This is a genomic window from Colwellia maritima (assembly GCF_022669015.1).
Taxonomy (GTDB): domain Bacteria; phylum Pseudomonadota; class Gammaproteobacteria; order Enterobacterales; family Alteromonadaceae; genus Colwellia; species Colwellia maritima.
Map to the genome: position 1 here is coordinate 350,269 of NZ_JAKKSL010000002.1, position 16,703 is coordinate 366,971.

Sequence of the window (16,703 nt, forward strand, 5' to 3'; positions counted from 1 at the left end):
AGATAAAACCACTCGCAAATATTCTCCACCCCCGGTGGTTGGGGGGCGCTAAAAAGCTCGGCTAAGCATCTTATGCAGAGTGAAAACTCAGTAAAAAATGTCAAAGCGTTACTAAGAGCCAATCAACCTGGCGGTTTTGATTGTCCAGGCTGTGCTTGGGGCGATTCTGAAAAGGTAGGCAAAATTGATTTTTGTGAAAATGGTGTTAAAGCTATTGCGTGGGAAGCTACAAGCAAGCGTGTTGACGCCAACTTTTTCAAACAGTATTCCATCACTGAACTCAAAGGTTGGGATGATCACTCGCTCGAAAAAAGCGGCCGTTTAACTGAGCCAATGTTTTACAATGGTGAAAATGATCATTACCAACCTATTAGTTGGCAGCAAGCGTTTAACGTTATTGCCGACCACCTTAAAAACCTTTCATCTCCTAACGAGGCTATGCTGTATACGTCTGGCCGTGCCAGTAATGAAGTAGCTTACTTGTATCAGTTATTTGGCCGTGTGTTAGGTACAAATAATTTTCCTGATTGTTCAAACATGTGTCATGAAGCCTCTGGAGTAGGAATGACCCGAAGCCTTGGTACAGGAAAAGGCACCGTAACCATGGATGACTTTGAGCACGCCGATGCTATTTTTGTTTTTGGGCAAAATCCGGGGACAAATCATCCGCGCATGTTAGGCACTTTACGCAAAGCCAAAGCAAACGTGGTGCAACCATTGTTTCAATTAATAATTTGAAAGAACGTGGGCTACAAAAATTTACCGATCCGCAAAGTGCGAAGGAAATGATCCTTTTCACGGGAACAACAATCAGTGGTTATTATTTTACGCCACGATTAGGCGGTGATATGGCGTTATTACGCGGTGTTGCTAAGTGTTTATTTGAACGATTTGAACAAGATAAATCTGTACTTGATATAGATTTTATTACTGAACATTGCCTTGATTTTGAAGCTTATAAGCACAGTGTTGAGTTAAGCGCTTGGGATAAAATACTTAATCAATGTAGCTTAAGCAGAGCCGATATAGAAAAAATAACAGATATCTATACAAGCAGCAAAAAGGTAATTTTTACTTGGGCGATGGGGATCACTCAACACCGTCATTCGGTAGCAACGGTACGTGAGCTTGTTAACGTATTAATGTTAAGGGGTAACATAGGTAAAAAAGGCGGCGGCGCTTGTCCTGTTCGGGGGCATTCAAACGTGCAAGGTAATCGTACGGTTGGCATTAACGAAAAGCCATCGATAGAGTTTCTTGATTCGTTAGAAAAACAATATGCCTTTACTGTGCCCCATAGTTCAGGGTTTAATACGGTTGAGTCTATACAAGCCATGCTAACGGGTAAAGCTAAGGTATTTATTGCACTAGGCGGCAACTTTGCTGCGGCAACACCCGACACACAACGTACATATCACGCATTACAACAGTGCGATTTAACCGTGCAAATTAGCACTAAACTAAATAGAAGCCACTTAATGGCAGGGAAAAATGCCTTAATTCTTCCTTGTTTAGGGCGAACTGAGATTGATCGCCAAACCAGTGGTGAACAGTGTATTACCGTGGAAGACTCGATGAGCATGGTGCATAGCTCAACAGGCCAAAATGAACCAGCCTTCAACGCTTTTACGTTCAGAAACAGCAATTATTGCCGGCATGGCAACAGCTGCGGTAGGTAATGATATTGTAGATTGGCAGAACCTTGCTAGTGATTATGCGTTAATTCGCGATGAAATTAGTGCGGTGATCCCCGGATTTGCTGACTACAATGAAAAAATAAAAGCAGGGCGCGGTTTCTATTTACAAAACTTAGCCGCACAGCGGCAATGGAACACAGCTCAGAAAAAAGCCCTATTTTCTACGGCAGAGTTACCCGTACAACTCGCTTATGAAATTGCCCAAAATAACACAAAAAATCATGTGTTTACTTTGCAAACCTTACGTTCACATGATCAATACAATACCAGTATTTACGGCTTGGATGATCGTTATCGTGGTGTTTATGGGCAGCGAAAAGTTATTTTTATCAATGCCAATGACATGGCTACACTCTCATTAATCTCGGGTGATTTGGTAAAAATAACCACAGTTTCAACTGATCAGGTAACGCGTTCAGTCACCGACTTTAAAGTGATGGAATACGATATTCCTGCCGGCTGTATTGCGGCTTATTACCCTGAAACAAACCCATTAGTACCGTTAGAAAGCACGGCTGAAGACTGTGGTACACCCACCTCTAAATCGATTCCTGTTACGCTAGAAAAGCTTAGTTGATTGCTGTAAGTTGATTGCTGTAAGTTGATAGGTGTATGTATATAGGTAAACTAATAGGTAAGTGCTATTATTTAGTAAACTTACCTATTAACTTTGCCACTAGCAATGTCAATATCATGGGCACACCAATCAGTACAATTTCTTTAACAAAAGGTAAAATATACCTTAGTAATCCTAAACCATTTTTGGCTTTACCATCACCCTCGCCATGCGCATAGCCTTGTAAATTTATCTGATCAGCCCAACTGGTTTGATCTAAAGTAATCAAAAGTATGCTAACCAAAATAGAAACAACTAAAATAATAGTAGTACGTAATTTCCATTGTTCTTTTAAATATTTCATACGGTTGCCTTCTTTACACGTATCTTGTTGGTAAGTTTAACTATCCGGTACCTCCAATGTAATGCTAAATGAACTCCTAACATGGGCATAATAAGTGTGGCTGAGTCATGATGAATCTTCGACCAAAAATCTTGTATTTGAATGGTTATATTTAAATCGGGTAACAACACTTCTGACACTAAAAAACCACTTGCGATAACAATTAACATCATCACGTACAACAGATAGTTCCAAACGGTATTGAAACGCTCCTTGGCTGATATATTTGAACACAATCGTTTAAAGCTTTGTTTGATCCAATCCCAGTGCAACAATAAATGAATTATAAAAGGTATGATAAACACAATACTGAGCCATTCATGTAACAAAATACCTGTTGATTGTGGTGCTGAAATTATCATAAAACTAATAAGGAATATTAGATCCATAACGTAACGAGTTTTTTGTAAACTTTGTTTCCATTCAAACATATTTTTTAGCCTTAATTTGCCTTAATTTGTTATGTATTGTACTGCTAATTATTTTTTGTGGTTCCAATAAGCACTGGCATATAGTAATTTTTTATCATATTGGCAATGCTCGTTAAGGTAAGATTTTAATTGCCTTACCACACTCGCTTCTGCTGCAATAAATATAGCTGTATTAACCATGCTTTTTGGTTGTGATGCTAAAGCGATTAAAAATTCTTCAGTAAACTTATCAGGTGTAATTATCCAATTTATAGTGATGTTTTCGGGTGCATTAAAAGCCTGAATATCTGATGACTCTGGCACTTGTATCCACACATTGCCTTTAGCATCACCAGGTAACTGCTCTATTACCGCAGCAATGGCAGGTAATGCTGTAATATCGCCCATAAGTAAATGTGAATCAGCGTATAAGTCAGGATGTTTGGTATCACCAGGACCAACAATACCTAGATGATCATCCGGCTGTGCATTGCCGGCCCAGTTTGTTGCTAAACCTTGATGATCATTGACCGCAAAGTCTAACGTGAGTTGTAACTTTTCTCGGTTAAATTCTCTAATAGTGTACGAACGCATCCACTTTTTAAAGCCAAAATACATGCCTAACTTAGGTATTTTAGTTTCAGCATTTGGATTAGGAAAAATAGCTTTAACGTGCGCACTTTTTTTATCATCAGGAAAATCAAATAGTTCGCTACCTGTTACAATAATTCGTTTCATGTGAGGAGACAAGTTAGTCACTGACTCAACCGTTGTCATACGCATATTAGGACCCATAATATTCTCCTATTAAGTTGTTTTTACATAATTTTTAATATATCTAATGGCTTAGTTTGCATTACCAAGCGTAATTGATTATAGTTGACTTTATCAACTAGGTTGTATGTTAGTTTAAAGTGGTTGATAAAGTCAACTATATTTTTAGTTATTAACCGTGGAGAAAAAATGGAGTTAAGTGAAGCACTTTTTAGCTTGTTACATTCGGTACGCAATAACATTAGCCAACAAGTAAAGATATCTGACATAGACCTATCTTTAATGCACTTAAAATCATTAAAAATGATTTCAATGATTGATGAGTGCACAGGACAAAAAATCACTGAATTTATGGGGCGAGATAAAGCACAAGTCAATCGTTTAATTAAAGAGTTAGTCAATCAAGAATTGGTGATTAAAACTGATAACGTAAATGATGGACGCAGCCAGATTTTATCGTTGTCAGCGCGTGGCAACGAATGTATAAAAAAGTTTAAAATAATAGAAAATCAAGTAACAAGTAAAATGGCCAAAGATATTGCGCCTGAGGATATCGAAAACTTTATCCGACTAGCTAAAATATTTAAAATGAATTTGATGAAATAAATCACACAAGTACTTTTATGCCCAATGCTCTTTCTATTCGCTCATATAGTACAAAGCCGAGTCATAGCCACCATTTTAATCAGTTGGTTTTACCATTAAAAGGCGTAATCCAAATTAGCGTGGCTAATTTTAATGGTAAAGTTGCCCCTGGTGAGTGTGTTGTAGTTAAGGCAGGTGAAGAACACCTTTTTACCGCAAACTGTGAAGCAAGATTCGTTGTTGCTGATTTGGATGTTTTACCTATTAACCTTTCATCTTCAGAGCAAATAGTCTTTGCTATCAATACATCACTTGTCAGTTATTTAGTTTTCATTGAGAAACAATTAGAGAACCAAATCAATGCTGCACTTGAAAATTCAATGTATGAAACATTTTTTCTACTACTTAAAGAACAGTCTTTACTACCGGTAATAGACACTAGAATTGGAAAAGCTACCACTTACATCGAACGCAATATTACAGAGAAGTTGGCTATTAGTCATTTAGCGAAAGTTGCCTTTTTAAGCGAAACACAATTTAAAAAATTATTTAAAACGCAAACGGGTTATACAGTATTGAGTTATATAACAATGCTTCGTATGGAAAAAGCACAAGCGCTACTTAGGCATACAGATTATTCTTTTCAATTGATCGGCGAAAAAGTTGGCTACCATGATCTGTCAACATTTAGCCGAAAATTTTCACAGTATTGCGGGTTATCACCAACGCAATTTAAAAAATAACATTAGAGCCTTAATTGTCAATAAAAGCGTCTGAATGGTCAAATTAGTAGAAGAATAAGTGGGTATAGTTTATAGCACTGTTCAATATTTAATTTAACTGATTATGGCAAATAAAATTGATATTTCTAAAGGCATTATTGCTATTGTTATTGCGAGTTTTTTGTGGGGAACTACAGGAACCGCAGCAAGTTATGCTCATCAAGTGAGCGCATTAGGTATTGGCGCTTTTTCGACTGGTATCGGCGGTATTTTGCTATTTGTTGCAGCACGTAAAAAAATACAGATCGATCTTTCATGTTTATTTTCTAGACCTATGGTTATTCTATTTGGTAGTGCATGTGTGGCGATTTACCCACTTGCCTTTTATAGCGCTATGCGTTTTTCAGGAGTAGCAATTGGTACGGTTGTGTCTATTGCGAGTGCACCATTTTTTGCGGTGCTTTTAGAGCGTCTGATCAGTAAAAAATCGGTATCAATAAAATGGGTTGTCAGCTTTATAATCGGTGTTCTGGGTATTGTGCTTTTGGTAATGGGCAGGTCGCATGAAAACAGTACGTTAGCTAATGCAATGCTTCAAAATATAGGGGTTATGCTAGGTCTACTCGCCGGTTTAGCTTATGCGGGGTATTCTTGGGCAGCAAAACACTTAATTGAAAAGGGCGTGCACTCGCAATCAGCTGTAGCCGTGCAGTTTGGCATAGCTTCATGTTGTTTAATACCATCGTTATGGTTTACGGGTGACAATATTTTAGCAACAGTTACAAACGCCTCTGTAGTTGTTTATATGGCTATTGCCCCTATGTTTTTAGGCTATTTACTTTTTGGTTTTGGTTTAAAAGTCATTGATGCAAGCAGGGCAACCTTAATTACCTTAATAGAGCCCTTAGTGGCAACTTTGCTAGCAATATTTATTGTTGGTGAAAGTTTTAAAATGATTGGTCGGGTTGGCATGGGGTTAGTCACCTTGTGTTTGTTATTACAAACACTCCCGTTTACTTTTAATACACAAAAAAAGGCAAGTGTTTCTACCCCGTTAATACAATAAAAATAGCTATTTTATATAAACTTACTCAACACTTTACAAATAAAAAAAGTGACAAAGACATTGATCTTAAACCACTCGTTTGAAATTGATGCGTGTGTCGATGTTATTATTCAATTAGCTGTTTATGCCGGTTTTCCGGCTGCTTTAAATGGCATGTTTGTAGCTAAAGAAGTATTTATTGAGAGATCAATAATCAAAGCCTAATAAATAAAGGGTAGGTTGCGCTTGCCGCAACTTAATCCTGTTGTTGAACAATGGCGGTGTAGCTGAGTCATCTTATAAGTAAATAAATAAAACTGAGAATACTTATCTGGCTTACTTGTCTGACCACACACGATAAATCAAGATAATATCAAAACGTAAATTAGGTTTTTTATAATTAAATCAATTCACATCATGATCAGGTAAATGGATCGGATAACAGTTTTATTAAGTGTAAAAAACTATTATGTGTGGCTTGATAAGTTATAAGTTAACACTAGAGAATTGAAGCATTTATTTAATGGTAAACAGGCAAAGAATAAAAGTAACAAAGGTTAATTATTTTTAGTTTGTTGTTATAAAATCATTTTTTATTCAAAAATCCTATTAATATTTGGATGTGTAGGGTTTTATATGAATTAAATTTTCAAGCATATTGATATTAATGTGAATATTGTATACAGTTTGTTTCTGTTTACTTTTTGATTGCTTGATCATTATGCTTAAAAATCTTATCACTTTTCTATTTCTGTTGATGATAGCGCTGATAACTTCTAGCTGTGCTGATGAGCAAAATTTATCACAGGAAAACCCCGCTATGACAATAGATTCAATAGCAGAAGGTTATGTAAAATTGTCATTATTAATAGGCCAACACCATGATGCCTATATTGATGCCTATTATGGACCTAAAGCATGGCAACCAACAGGGCCACGTAAACCTCTTGAGGAACTGCTTACCCAATCACGCCAACTCAGTAATTCATTATCACATTTAAAGATAGATGATGAGTCTACACAACGAGTTGCGTTTTTAAAGATTCAAATTGACGCAGCAAGCTACTTTATTGAACACCTACTTATGGTGGATGAAAAAAGTGCTTTTGATGACGAATCAAAAGGGCTTTATGATGCTATCTCGCCAGATGTTAATTTAGTCCAATTAGATATTGTGTTGGTTGAATTAGATCAATTACTGGAAGGTGAGGGGAATTTAAATAGTCGATTAAGCCAATTTAATGATCAGTTTGTTATACCTAAAGATAAACTTGAGAGTGTTTTTAGTGCAGCAATCAATGAAGCAAGAAGCCGAACTAAACGTTATATCAACTTGCCATCCAATGAGCATTTTACCCTTGAATATGTCACCGACAAAGTTTGGAGTGGTTACAACTGGTATAAAGGTAATAATTATAGTCTTATTCAAATTAATACGGATTACCCCATTCATATTGATCGAGCCATCGATTTAGCTAGCCATGAAGGATACCCAGGTCACCATGTTTTTAATTCATTAATGGAGCAGCATTTAGTGAATAAAAACGGTTGGCTTGAATACAGTGTATATCCGTTGTTTTCTCCTATGTCATTATTAGCTGAGGGCAGTGCTAATTATGGGATTGAAGTGGCTTTTCCTCATCATGAACGTAGGGACTTTGAACGTAATGTGTTATTTAAGTTAGTCGATCAATCCTGAAAGCGCTAATTTATATTATCAAGTGCAAGCACTACTCACAAAATTGTCGTATGCAGGAAACTATGTCGCTAAACATTATTTAGATGGCGATATATCAAAAGAAAAAGCGGTTTCTTTACTGATGAAATATAGCTTAAGCACAGAAGAAAAATCGCTTCAGCGTATTGGTTTTATCGAAGCGAATAGAGCCTATGTGATTAACTATAATTTAGGACAAGATATCGTCAAAGCGTATATTGAAAAACAAGCGCAAGGAGATGATGAAAAACGTTGGCAAGTGTTTTCTCAGCTACTCGCATTTCCTAAAACAGCTTCAATGATGAAAAACTAAACCATCCACTGTTACGTTAATAAGAACAAATTAATCATGATAAATAAATTTACCCAATATAGCGTTATTTCGTTGAGCCTAATAGCAACGACATGTTTTGCAAATGACAATGCTGAAGATTCAATTGAATCTGTTTTAAGTCAAGTTAATGTGTGTAGTCCTACAATTACGCTTCGATCTGAATCTTTATCGAAGAAACAAGTCAATGATGCATGCCTTATGCTCAGTAAACAAGAGGCAAAGTTTCATGCCTTGTTTCATACAAAAGGGAAGCCTGTCGCCAATGATAATAATACGAGTATGCGTGCTAATATTTACTCCGATCGTGACTCGTACGTAAAACATGTGACTAACCACTTTAATGTACCTAGTGATAATGGCGGCATGTATTTAGAAGGTTTACCACATCTAACCAGTAACCATGCGGAATTTGTTGCTTATGAACGTAATGGTGAAATTTGGAACCTGAGACATGAATATGTTCATTACTTAGATGGACGGTTTAATAGTTATGGTGATTTTTGTGCTTCGTTACATGACAACCACTCCGCACCTGAATATTGCCCGGAGCCAAGCCCTGTATATCCACATCTAGTATGGTGGGGAGAGGGGATTGCAGAGTATATTGCTCAAGGTGATTATGTGCCTAAAACGATAACAAAATCAGATGACAAACGTTATAAATTAAGCGAACTCTTCAATACCAGTTATGAGCATAATGGTGGTTCAGTGCGGGTATATGAATGGGGGTATTTGGCAACGCGTTTTATGATGGAAAAGCATCGCGATGAAATTGAAAAAATGTTGCAGTTAACAAGAAAAGGTTACTATGCTCGATACCAAGCATTAGCGGCTCAATGGGGAACTCGTTTTGATGATGAATTTATTGATTGGCCGGAGAAATTAACACAATAAAATAAATGTAAATTTAAATTGAACTAAAGCGAAAAAGTACACTCTTAACTATTAGTAATGTTATTTCCCTTAGTGTTTTATGTTTTTATGCGTCTATGTTTATAGACGCATTTTTTTGCCTATTATTTACACAACACCACTAATGTTGAGTAAACGTCCGGCAAACAGCACATTGATTGATTTAGCATAAATATTTGCAAAGTTAATATTTTGACCTAACTTTATTGATGTTGAGTACTTATCAGGGCAACCACGATAAATCAAAATAATATCAAAACGTCAATTAGGTTATTCATTATTAAATCAATTCACATCATGGTCAGGTATATGGTTCGGATAACAGGATTAATAAGTGTAAAAAGTTATTATGGGTGGCCTGGTAAAATCCATAAAGTTACTAGACCACTATTTCGTTAAGTTAACGATGTAAAAAATAATATCGCTAAAAACGTACACGTTTTTGATTGTTAAAAGAAAATAATCCAGTTAGAGTATTTTGATTAATAAATAATATAAAAACGAGTTAATCTACAAGCTCGTTAAGTTTCACCCCGAGGAAGTATTGTTCTTAATGGAAAGTTTAAAAATTTTGGCATTGTCGGGGAGCCTTCGTAAACACTCATACAATTCCGCAGCAATAAATGCACTAAAGATATTAGCGCCCAAAGAATGTTGAAATAGTTGTCGGTGACATTGGTGATTTACCTTTATTCAACCCAGACCGTGAGAATGAGAGTATTCCATCTTTAGAAAACCTGAAAAAATTTCTAAATAAATCATCAGGGTTAATATTGGCAACACCCGAATATGCTCATGGTATTAGTGGCCCGTTAAAAAATGCTCTTGACTGGTTGGTAAGTGGAGTAGAATTTCCATACAAGCCTATAATGCTTATAAATACATCACCACGAGCATCTCATGCGCAAACGCACTTACGAGAAGTCCTTATAACTATGTCTGGTAACATCATTGAAAAAGCTTATGTTTCCATACCGTTGCTCAGCAGTGGTTTAGATTGTGATGGGATCATTAAAAACAAGGCTATCGCAAGTATTTTACAGGAAGGTCTCAATAGATTTTGTGACGAAATCCAAGCTCAAAAACTTAACAAACGCGTCAATTAGTACGCTCACAAGCTCACACCTATTTCGTGAGCGTTAGCAATATTCAAGAGTCCGTATGCAAATTAATTTTAAAGTGGCTAAATTAGAGGATTCAGAGGTCATCGGTTCTCTGGTTGTTGATCTTACAAATGAAATATGTAAATTAACCAAAGCACAGCATTTTGATATTAGCCTCAGTAGCACAATTAAGCGTTGTCGTGAACTAATTCGTGACGGACATTACGTTGCTATTATTGGTGAATATCATAATAACCCCGTTGCCGTTGTTACTTTTACAGAAGCATATGCTTTATACGGTGGCAAAATTGGTGTGATCCAAGAGTTCTATGTTTCTCCTGAATTTAGGGCTTCTGGTGTGGGTTCTATGTTAATAGAACAAGTTAAAAAATACGGAAAGCAAAATGATTGGTCATGCATAGAGTTATGTACTCCACCTTTACCCGAATTTGAGCGAACATTAAACTTTTACCAAAAAAATGGTTTAATACCTGTTGGTGGTCGTAAAATGAGGCAGGCATTGGAGTAAAATATTGCTAACAGAATTAATCAGGCCACCCATGATAAATCCTTGACTCGGTTACCTGATTTTTTAGGGATGAGTGATGGGGCAACGATATCGCAACAATGGTTAAACTGGTTAATAGTCGGTAAATCCAGTACCCACATGGGTCAACTCAATAAATGTAATGTTGTCTTTGGGTATTTGGACTGTAGTTGCCTTGCAAGTTTAATAAAGGATGATTTATTGGTGTTCATTTTACCCAAGGACTCAGGTTTAGCACCACGGTCATCTTTTAAAACAGCAATTTGGGTAAACGTTTTAAGTGTATAGAATCCGATAAAAATTATGTTAAAGTTATTCATGCTAGCCTCGTGAAATCAATATGTCTCGTGTTTTAATCAAACTAAGGAGTGTTAAATGGAATTAGGTGCATTTTCAATAAGCTTGTCGGTTAGTAACATCGAAGAGTCTAAAGTCTTTTATCAAAAATTGGGTTTTGAGATAGTTGGGGGAGATCAATCTCAAAATTGGTTAGTTCTAAAAAACGGAAATCATAAAGTAGGATTATTTCAGGGAATGTTTGAAGGGAATATAATGACATTCAATCCTGGTTGGGATCAAAGCCGTAAAACATTAGAATCATTTACAGACGTTAGAGAACTTTTAAATGAGTTTGAGGCTCAAGGTGTCAATATAATACAAAAATCTATTAACGGTGAAAGTGGCCCTTCTAGTTTCTCTTTTAAAGATCCTGATGGTAACTCAATCCTAATTGACCAAACATGTGTAAACAACTAAACTACATTGACAAAATGAAAGTTAAAATAGATAGCCCAATAGGTCGTCCGCTATAGAGCAAGCGTTTGGGTGCAATTGAACCGGTATTTGGCAACATTACCGTTAATATAGGCATGAACAAATTCACCTTACACGGACAAAAAAAGTCAATACTCAATGGCAATTGTACTGTTTAGTACAAAAAAATAAAATTGCCAAAAACGTAAACGTTTTTGATTGTTAATAGAAAAAATCCAGTTAGAGTATTTTGATTAAATAAATAATATGAAACGAGTTATTCTACAAGCTCGTTATAATTTTTACAAAGGTTCGCCGTTAATTAACATTTACAAGGAGTTTAAATTGATTAAATTTGAAGATTTATGGGAAGCACATGCAACAATAAGTGATGTTGATAATCCATGTATAGTTGATAATAAACCCGCTTTTTCAAACCAATGCGCTATCCGTGTTGGGAATGCTTTAGCTAAATGTGGATTTAACACCACAACACTACCTGGAGCAGAGCATTGCCGGCACCACCCTAAATCAGAGGGGCATATACTAAGAGCTGAACAATTTGCTAATGCTCTTAAAAAAGTTAGACCACAATCCTTTGAGAAAGGAGTAAGTGTTCCTGCTAAAGACTTTAAAAAGTATATTTCAGGTAAAAAAGGAGTAATCTACTTCAAAGATTATTGGTTAAGAAATAGCGATCCAGTTAACTATCCAACAGGGGATCATATTGATTTATGGAATGGGTCAAGATTAACTGACTGGACATCATGGTTAAGAATTTCAACAGGCTATCTATAGAGGGCGTATGGTCTGATTTTGAAAAATCGAAAGAAATAATTTTCTGGAGATCAATTACGTGAAAAAAATTATCATAGCCTTATTAGGTGGCATTTTTGGGATCGGGGTAAGCATTTTATCTTTTTATCTTATTGGCTTTCTATTTGGACCTATATCTCAAGGTGAAGATGATGCAGCTAAATATTTCAAAGTTTTTTTGGGTGTTTCATGTGTATTATTTATACTGGGTGCTTTAGGTGCATCTAAATATTATAAAAGTGTGATGCAAAAAAAATTATAACAAATAAGAATAGGTGTCGCGTCAGCCGATACCTTATTCGAACAAGCATTTAAATAGGGATAAATAATAGTTGGCTTTTGCTCGTGCGTCGCTTATTTTAACCAATTGATATTTGCCTATTGCTGAGGCGTTTAATTCTAGGGGGAGTCATGAAGTCTATTGATGTCTCGAAATGTAGGGACTTTCTTCTTTTCCTCGTTTTTGGTTTTCATTTTAGCCATTATCCTTATACTATTCGCCTTTCGGCTACCTCGTTCGCGTGATACCAATACAATGCATTTTATGTTGATAGCATGGGCATATTCTACTGGCGCGGGTTATTACCTCACTATTTGGTGGCAGCCAATTGTGGTTAGGCATTAACAGTAATTGAATAAGCAATCGCAGTTTTTTAGCGCCTGACGACAACAACCCGTAATCACGCACGCGCTGTAATCCTTTGGGTAACACATGTTGTAATATCAGTAGTAAAAACTTGAGTATGGGCAAAATTTAAAAGGAGGTGGTACACATAATTTAATTTGTACCTGACCCCATTTATCTACGATCAAAATAAAAACAAAGGATTCATTTGAATCACTGTTCAAAGTCAGTTAATGTTTCAGATATTAGCAAAGACAATAAAAATCGAGTAATTCAACAGCCTCGTTAGCACTCAAATCAAGGATAGTTTCATGAACAATAAATGGAATCAGTATAACCTAAAAGCATATAAGGTTTTTTTAGGTTTTGTTGGGCTTTCTAATGATAATACTTCAAGAAATTTATTTCGATTATTTCAAGTTGCTACTTATTCAGTTCTGGTTATTTTTGTAACTAACCTTTTTTCTTTTTTTGACGATAATAAAAGTTTTGGTGCATTTGGTGATTACTTTGGGGGAATGCTAAATCCTGTTTTAACTTTCCTTACATTTATGGGATTGTTGATAACAATTGTCCTACAGCAAAAGGAGCTTCGGTTAACAAGGAGTGAAATAAAAACATCTTCGATTGCTCTTTCTGAACAAGCTATTACACAAGAAAAGCAACGCTTCGAAAATACATTTTTTTCATTGTTTGAACAGCATAACCAAATAATGAGTCTATTATGCACAGCCCGTAAAGACAAATGGAGTGATGGTGGGTCTGATTTAAAACAAGTTTATACCCAATGTACACGAGACGATAAAGTTACTTTACGAGATGCTAAAGCCAAACTTCAAAGCCAAAATGAATTGGTTGGTCATTTTTATCGAACCATGTACCAACTTCTCAAGTTAATCGCCACAAAACATCCAGGTAGTCAAATAGGACTTGAATGCCCTGAAGAGTTATTAAAGAGAATTCCTGTTTCTAATGAAGAAAAGTTTTACTCAAATTTGGTTCGTTCTGTGCTTAGTTATGAGGTTACTCAGCTACTTGCCATTAACTGTTATAGCGATAACGATTCATTCATTAAATTTAAGCGGTTAATAATTAGGTATCAATTTCTTGAGCATATGCCACTCAAAGTTGGCAATAAATACAACCCTGCTCTAATTGAGTCTATTGATCATTTGGGAAATGAAGCATTCGGTGATAGCCAGTTTGTTAAAGAATATCTGGCCACCCTTGATAAGTAGCAAACGTTATTAAGTTATTATGGGTGGCCTGATCAGAGTGCTCGGTTAACATCCATAGTTTTGTGTAATATTCTAACGACTAAAATATGGTTTTTTTTGCGTTCTTTATAATAAATTACGTGACTAGCTTGAGGGAGTTTTCGATAACCCTTTCTTAAATAATCGCAATTAACGCCTAGCATAGGTTCGTTGGCTAATTGATGGAAAGTATTATCTAACAGTTTTAAATAATCATTTCTTTGTGCTGTACCCCAAGTTAACTGTGTATACTTGGCAATTTTTACTAAATCGTTTTTGGCTTTTCCTGATAATTCGAATTTAGACATTAGTGGTTGTCTTTGTCCAACTCTGATATCAAAGAATCATACGAGTAATCTGCGACGCCACTGTTTTCACCTTCAATTAGCATATTGCGTATATTCATTATCTTTGTTTCTTGATCTTCTAAGGCTCTTAAACCAAGACGTACTACTTCACTTGCTGAGCCATAACGGCCTGAATTAAGTTGCTGATTTATAAATTGATCGAAATGATCGCCTAGTGTTACGCTTGTATTCTTAGCCATAATGTAAAACCTTTAAAGTACCAATATATATTGGATTATGGTATAAAAAATATAATAAGACAATTATATAGACAATAAACAGTTGGCTTTTTGCTCGCAGCTAATCAGGCCTCCCACGATAAATTCAGGCCACTCACGATAAATTCAAACTATGAATAAAATTCGAAATAAACCATGCTAGCCCCTAAAAAATAGGGGCCTACTGCCTGACGAGGTACACGCTTTTCGCTCATTCATTCTTCCAATGCAATCAATATTGTTTTACTGACTTCTGGTGAGTAGTTTACTTGTTGTAAATACTTGTAATGCCGCGGTGCTAACAAAACCGCCAGTATCAGAAAAGTTAACGGTGATGGTATTGCTAGTTTGAAGTGTAACCAGTGGTACGGGGATTTCAATCACACCAAAATAGTTATCACGGCCAGAATATTTTTTTCCTTGGATTTGATCATAACCCCTAAAATCAGCAGGAACAGTAAGGGTTGTGTTATTAACTTTAACAGTTGGTAGTAATGATTTACCGTGGTCGCGACCAATGCCTAAACGTAAAACAGCTTCACCATTGGTACCCATTACAACGTCGTTAATGTTAAAGGTAATGTCTGAGTTAGCTGATATTGCTTGTTTAAAGTTATTTGAAAAATATTTAACTTCTTGGCTCGTTTGATCAACCGTTATATTCCGGCATAGGTGACTTTGATAATCATAGTTCCTTCAGCATCAAGCGTAATTGTGTTAGGTAAACTGTTGCTAATTGACTCATTAATTGATGATGCTTCCATCGCGTCGTCGCTAGTATGTAGATGTTTGAGCGTTACAGAGCTGATATTTGAAGTATCAAGTCCATAAGCATTTAGCTTCACTTCAACATCAGTAAACTCTAAATTATTTAAAATAATAAAAGCATCGTCACCGTCAACATAGGCATCCGTTTGTATATCTAAATCAGATGACCATGTGTCTACGCGTGTACCGTTAACCTCAGACCATAAGTTATAAAACAGCGCTAAATCTGAATAAACCCAATCAGTTTCAGTGTCGACGCCAGAACGCTCAAATTCTTGAATCATAAGACGAGGGCCATAAGGTACATCTGTTCTACCCCATTCAGCTTTAACCACAATAAACGGAATGGTTTTAGCGATCACGTTTGGGCGTTCTAAAAAACTCATTAACAATGAGTTAGTTGCTCTTAAAACATAAGTATCTTTACGCGGGCTCCAACCTTCATTTCTAACACAATGGCTAGCAGCACCATATTCAGAAATAATATAGGGTTTCATGCTACCTATCGCAATACGGCTATAATTTTCCATCATATCCAATGTTGCTTCAACATTGCTGCCGGAACGATATTTTTCCGTGTTTTGATGGCAAGGGAAGTCATATAAGTGAATGGAATAGAAATCCATTTGAGCGGCAGAGGTATCAATAAATAATTTATCGCGTTCTTCCCAACGTTGAAAATTATCTTTATCAAAGTCTGGAAATGCAGTTGTGTAACCTCCTACTAAAATATCATCATTTTCTGCAATTTTACGAATTTCAGCTTTGGTTGTGTTATGAAAGTCAAATACTTGTTTTGGTGAAACATAATCAGCATTGTTAGGGTTTCTTACTGTTGTTAAATCGTATAGCGGCTCGTTCATTATCTCAAAATATTTTGGTTTGGGCTCCCATGATTCAACATCACTATTTCTAAAAAATTTAGCAAGAAACAGTCCCATATAGTGTCCTGTTGCTGTACCTAAAGGCTCAGCATTAGTATCTGTTTGTGAAAATGACCACGTATTACCATTTATTGGTGAAATACTTGTTCCTTCAGGCCAATAGGGGTGTTGTTGTCCTCCTTTGATCATATCCAGACCACGGGATTCTATTTGAGGTAAGCGAGCGTCAGA

20 protein-coding genes and 5 pseudogenes are annotated in these 16,703 nt (G+C 36.1%); 15 read left to right on the forward strand and 10 right to left on the reverse strand.

The features are described 5' to 3' along the window. Window positions 1-72 precede the first annotated feature (72 nt). A pseudogene (locus L3081_RS29060) lies at window positions 73-2,274 on the forward strand (FdhF/YdeP family oxidoreductase). Window positions 2,275-2,341: 67 nt separating this feature from the next. Here L3081_RS29060 and L3081_RS11685 read toward each other — a convergent pair. Genes L3081_RS11685 through L3081_RS11695 form a run of 3 tightly spaced genes read right to left on the reverse strand, consistent with a single transcriptional unit; the run spans window position 2,342 to window position 3,861 of the window. Further along, on the reverse strand, window positions 2,342-2,617 hold the full coding sequence (locus L3081_RS11685; protein WP_242286297.1) for a hypothetical protein: 276 nt from the start codon (window positions 2,615-2,617) through the stop codon (window positions 2,342-2,344). Further along, window positions 2,614-3,087, reverse strand: coding sequence for a DUF4405 domain-containing protein (locus tag L3081_RS11690; protein WP_242286299.1), 474 nt, complete (start codon window positions 3,085-3,087; stop codon window positions 2,614-2,616). Before L3081_RS11690 ends, L3081_RS11685 begins: the two co-directional genes overlap by 4 nt. A 48-nt stretch (window positions 3,088-3,135) precedes the next feature. Then, window positions 3,136-3,861 (reverse strand): siderophore-interacting protein, encoded by a 726-nt coding sequence (locus L3081_RS11695; protein ID WP_242286301.1) that lies wholly within the window; start codon window positions 3,859-3,861, stop codon window positions 3,136-3,138. 168 nt (window positions 3,862-4,029) lie between these two features. Here L3081_RS11695 and L3081_RS11700 point away from each other — a divergent pair, with 168 nt between their 5' ends. From L3081_RS11700 to L3081_RS11730, 7 genes and pseudogenes are all read left to right on the forward strand, one after another. Further along, window positions 4,030-4,446, forward strand: coding sequence for a MarR family winged helix-turn-helix transcriptional regulator (locus L3081_RS11700; RefSeq protein ID WP_242286303.1), 417 nt, complete (start codon window positions 4,030-4,032; stop codon window positions 4,444-4,446). 119 nt (window positions 4,447-4,565) lie between these two features. Then, window positions 4,566-5,168 carry a helix-turn-helix domain-containing protein gene (locus L3081_RS11705; protein WP_242286304.1) on the forward strand — a complete coding sequence of 201 codons (603 nt, stop codon included), beginning with the start codon at window positions 4,566-4,568 and terminating at the stop codon, window positions 5,166-5,168. 103 nt (window positions 5,169-5,271) lie between these two features. Further along, on the forward strand, window positions 5,272-6,213 hold the full coding sequence (locus L3081_RS11710; protein WP_242286305.1) for a DMT family transporter: 942 nt from the start codon (window positions 5,272-5,274) through the stop codon (window positions 6,211-6,213). Window positions 6,214-6,309: 96 nt separating this feature from the next. Next, window positions 6,310-6,417: pseudogene (locus tag L3081_RS11715) on the forward strand (carboxymuconolactone decarboxylase family protein); the annotation flags it as partial. A gap of 595 nt (window positions 6,418-7,012) precedes the next feature. Continuing rightward, window positions 7,013-7,891 carry a hypothetical protein gene (locus tag L3081_RS11720; RefSeq protein WP_242286307.1) on the forward strand — a complete coding sequence of 293 codons (879 nt, stop codon included), beginning with the start codon at window positions 7,013-7,015 and terminating at the stop codon, window positions 7,889-7,891. A gap of 22 nt (window positions 7,892-7,913) precedes the next feature. Beyond that, entirely contained in the window at window positions 7,914-8,222 is a 309-nt protein-coding gene (locus L3081_RS11725) for a hypothetical protein (RefSeq protein ID WP_242286309.1), read from the forward strand. 36 nt (window positions 8,223-8,258) lie between these two features. Then, window positions 8,259-9,137 (forward strand): collagenase, encoded by an 879-nt coding sequence (locus L3081_RS11730; RefSeq protein WP_242286311.1) that lies wholly within the window; start codon window positions 8,259-8,261, stop codon window positions 9,135-9,137. A 126-nt stretch (window positions 9,138-9,263) separates the two neighbouring features. Here L3081_RS11730 and L3081_RS11735 read toward each other — a convergent pair whose 3' ends face one another. Beyond that, entirely contained in the window at window positions 9,264-9,401 is a 138-nt protein-coding gene (locus L3081_RS11735) for a hypothetical protein (protein ID WP_242286313.1), read from the reverse strand. Window positions 9,402-9,829: 428 nt separating this feature from the next. On the opposite strand from L3081_RS11735, the gene L3081_RS11740 reads away from it, so the two are divergent. Further along, on the forward strand, window positions 9,830-10,261 hold the full coding sequence (locus tag L3081_RS11740; protein WP_338027353.1) for an NADPH-dependent FMN reductase: 432 nt from the start codon (window positions 9,830-9,832) through the stop codon (window positions 10,259-10,261). 55 nt (window positions 10,262-10,316) lie between these two features. Next, on the forward strand, window positions 10,317-10,787 hold the full coding sequence (locus L3081_RS11745; RefSeq protein WP_242286315.1) for a GNAT family N-acetyltransferase: 471 nt from the start codon (window positions 10,317-10,319) through the stop codon (window positions 10,785-10,787). 41 nt (window positions 10,788-10,828) lie between these two features. On the opposite strand, the pseudogene L3081_RS11750 reads toward L3081_RS11745, so the two are convergent. Further along, window positions 10,829-11,125: pseudogene (locus L3081_RS11750) on the reverse strand (IS110 family transposase); the annotation flags it as partial. 55 nt (window positions 11,126-11,180) lie between these two features. Here L3081_RS11750 and L3081_RS11755 point away from each other — a divergent pair. From L3081_RS11755 to L3081_RS11765, 4 genes and pseudogenes are all read left to right on the forward strand, one after another. Beyond that, window positions 11,181-11,561 carry a VOC family protein gene (locus L3081_RS11755; protein ID WP_242286317.1) on the forward strand — a complete coding sequence of 127 codons (381 nt, stop codon included), beginning with the start codon at window positions 11,181-11,183 and terminating at the stop codon, window positions 11,559-11,561. Next, a pseudogene (locus tag L3081_RS29065) lies at window positions 11,552-11,784 on the forward strand (transposase); the annotation flags it as partial. The gene L3081_RS11755 and the pseudogene L3081_RS29065, both read left to right, overlap by 10 nt. A 119-nt stretch (window positions 11,785-11,903) precedes the next feature. Beyond that, window positions 11,904-12,356 (forward strand): type VI secretion system amidase effector protein Tae4, encoded by a 453-nt coding sequence (locus L3081_RS11760; protein ID WP_242286319.1) that lies wholly within the window; start codon window positions 11,904-11,906, stop codon window positions 12,354-12,356. A 58-nt stretch (window positions 12,357-12,414) separates the two neighbouring features. After that, on the forward strand, window positions 12,415-12,636 hold the full coding sequence (locus L3081_RS11765) for a hypothetical protein (RefSeq protein WP_242286321.1): 222 nt from the start codon (window positions 12,415-12,417) through the stop codon (window positions 12,634-12,636). A gap of 246 nt (window positions 12,637-12,882) precedes the next feature. Here L3081_RS11765 and L3081_RS11770 read toward each other — a convergent pair. Further along, window positions 12,883-13,125 (reverse strand): annotated as a pseudogene (locus L3081_RS11770) (transposase); the annotation flags it as partial. Window positions 13,126-13,310: 185 nt separating this feature from the next. Here L3081_RS11770 and L3081_RS11775 point away from each other — a divergent pair. After that, window positions 13,311-14,237, forward strand: a complete 927-nt coding sequence (locus L3081_RS11775) for a putative phage abortive infection protein (RefSeq protein ID WP_242286323.1) — start codon at window positions 13,311-13,313, stop codon at window positions 14,235-14,237. A gap of 32 nt (window positions 14,238-14,269) precedes the next feature. On the opposite strand, the gene L3081_RS11780 is transcribed toward L3081_RS11775, so the two are convergent. The 4 genes from L3081_RS11780 to L3081_RS11795 form a co-directional block, all read right to left on the reverse strand. Continuing rightward, window positions 14,270-14,563 (reverse strand): type II toxin-antitoxin system RelE/ParE family toxin, encoded by a 294-nt coding sequence (locus L3081_RS11780; RefSeq protein WP_242286326.1) that lies wholly within the window; start codon window positions 14,561-14,563, stop codon window positions 14,270-14,272. Further along, complete coding sequence (locus L3081_RS11785) at window positions 14,563-14,802, reverse strand: type II toxin-antitoxin system ParD family antitoxin (RefSeq protein ID WP_242286328.1); 240 nt, start codon at window positions 14,800-14,802, stop codon at window positions 14,563-14,565. The genes L3081_RS11780 and L3081_RS11785 overlap by 1 nt, the downstream gene beginning before the upstream one ends. A 261-nt stretch (window positions 14,803-15,063) precedes the next feature. Beyond that, entirely contained in the window at window positions 15,064-15,375 is a 312-nt protein-coding gene (locus L3081_RS11790; protein WP_242286330.1) for a hypothetical protein, read from the reverse strand. Window positions 15,376-15,476: 101 nt separating this feature from the next. Further along, window positions 15,477-16,661 (reverse strand): cellulase family glycosylhydrolase, encoded by a 1,185-nt coding sequence (locus L3081_RS11795; protein WP_242286331.1) that lies wholly within the window; start codon window positions 16,659-16,661, stop codon window positions 15,477-15,479. Between the last annotated feature and the right edge of the window lie 42 nt (window positions 16,662-16,703).

Excerpts from the sequence above, each read along its gene's own strand:
- L3081_RS11720 (WP_242286307.1), top strand. The coding sequence starts at position 7,013 with ATGACAATAGATTCAATAGCAGAAGGTTATGTAAAATTGTCATTATTA.
- L3081_RS11690 (WP_242286299.1), bottom strand. The coding sequence starts at position 3,087 with ATGTTTGAATGGAAACAAAGTTTACAAAAAACTCGTTACGTTATGGAT.
- L3081_RS11775 (WP_242286323.1), top strand. The coding sequence starts at position 13,311 with ATGAACAATAAATGGAATCAGTATAACCTAAAAGCATATAAGGTTTTT.
- L3081_RS11755 (WP_242286317.1), top strand. The coding sequence starts at position 11,181 with ATGGAATTAGGTGCATTTTCAATAAGCTTGTCGGTTAGTAACATCGAA.
- L3081_RS11785 (WP_242286328.1), bottom strand. The coding sequence starts at position 14,802 with ATGGCTAAGAATACAAGCGTAACACTAGGCGATCATTTCGATCAATTT.
- L3081_RS11790 (WP_242286330.1), bottom strand. The coding sequence starts at position 15,375 with ATGGGTACCAATGGTGAAGCTGTTTTACGTTTAGGCATTGGTCGCGAC.
- L3081_RS11730 (WP_242286311.1), top strand. The coding sequence starts at position 8,259 with ATGATAAATAAATTTACCCAATATAGCGTTATTTCGTTGAGCCTAATA.
- L3081_RS11685 (WP_242286297.1), bottom strand. The coding sequence starts at position 2,617 with ATGAAATATTTAAAAGAACAATGGAAATTACGTACTACTATTATTTTA.
- L3081_RS11700 (WP_242286303.1), top strand. The coding sequence starts at position 4,030 with ATGGAGTTAAGTGAAGCACTTTTTAGCTTGTTACATTCGGTACGCAAT.
- L3081_RS11710 (WP_242286305.1), top strand. The coding sequence starts at position 5,272 with ATGGCAAATAAAATTGATATTTCTAAAGGCATTATTGCTATTGTTATT.
- L3081_RS11745 (WP_242286315.1), top strand. The coding sequence starts at position 10,317 with ATGCAAATTAATTTTAAAGTGGCTAAATTAGAGGATTCAGAGGTCATC.
- L3081_RS11780 (WP_242286326.1), bottom strand. The coding sequence starts at position 14,563 with ATGTCTAAATTCGAATTATCAGGAAAAGCCAAAAACGATTTAGTAAAA.
- L3081_RS11795 (WP_242286331.1), bottom strand. The coding sequence starts at position 16,661 with ATGATCAAAGGAGGACAACAACACCCCTATTGGCCTGAAGGAACAAGT.
- L3081_RS11695 (WP_242286301.1), bottom strand. The coding sequence starts at position 3,861 with ATGGGTCCTAATATGCGTATGACAACGGTTGAGTCAGTGACTAACTTG.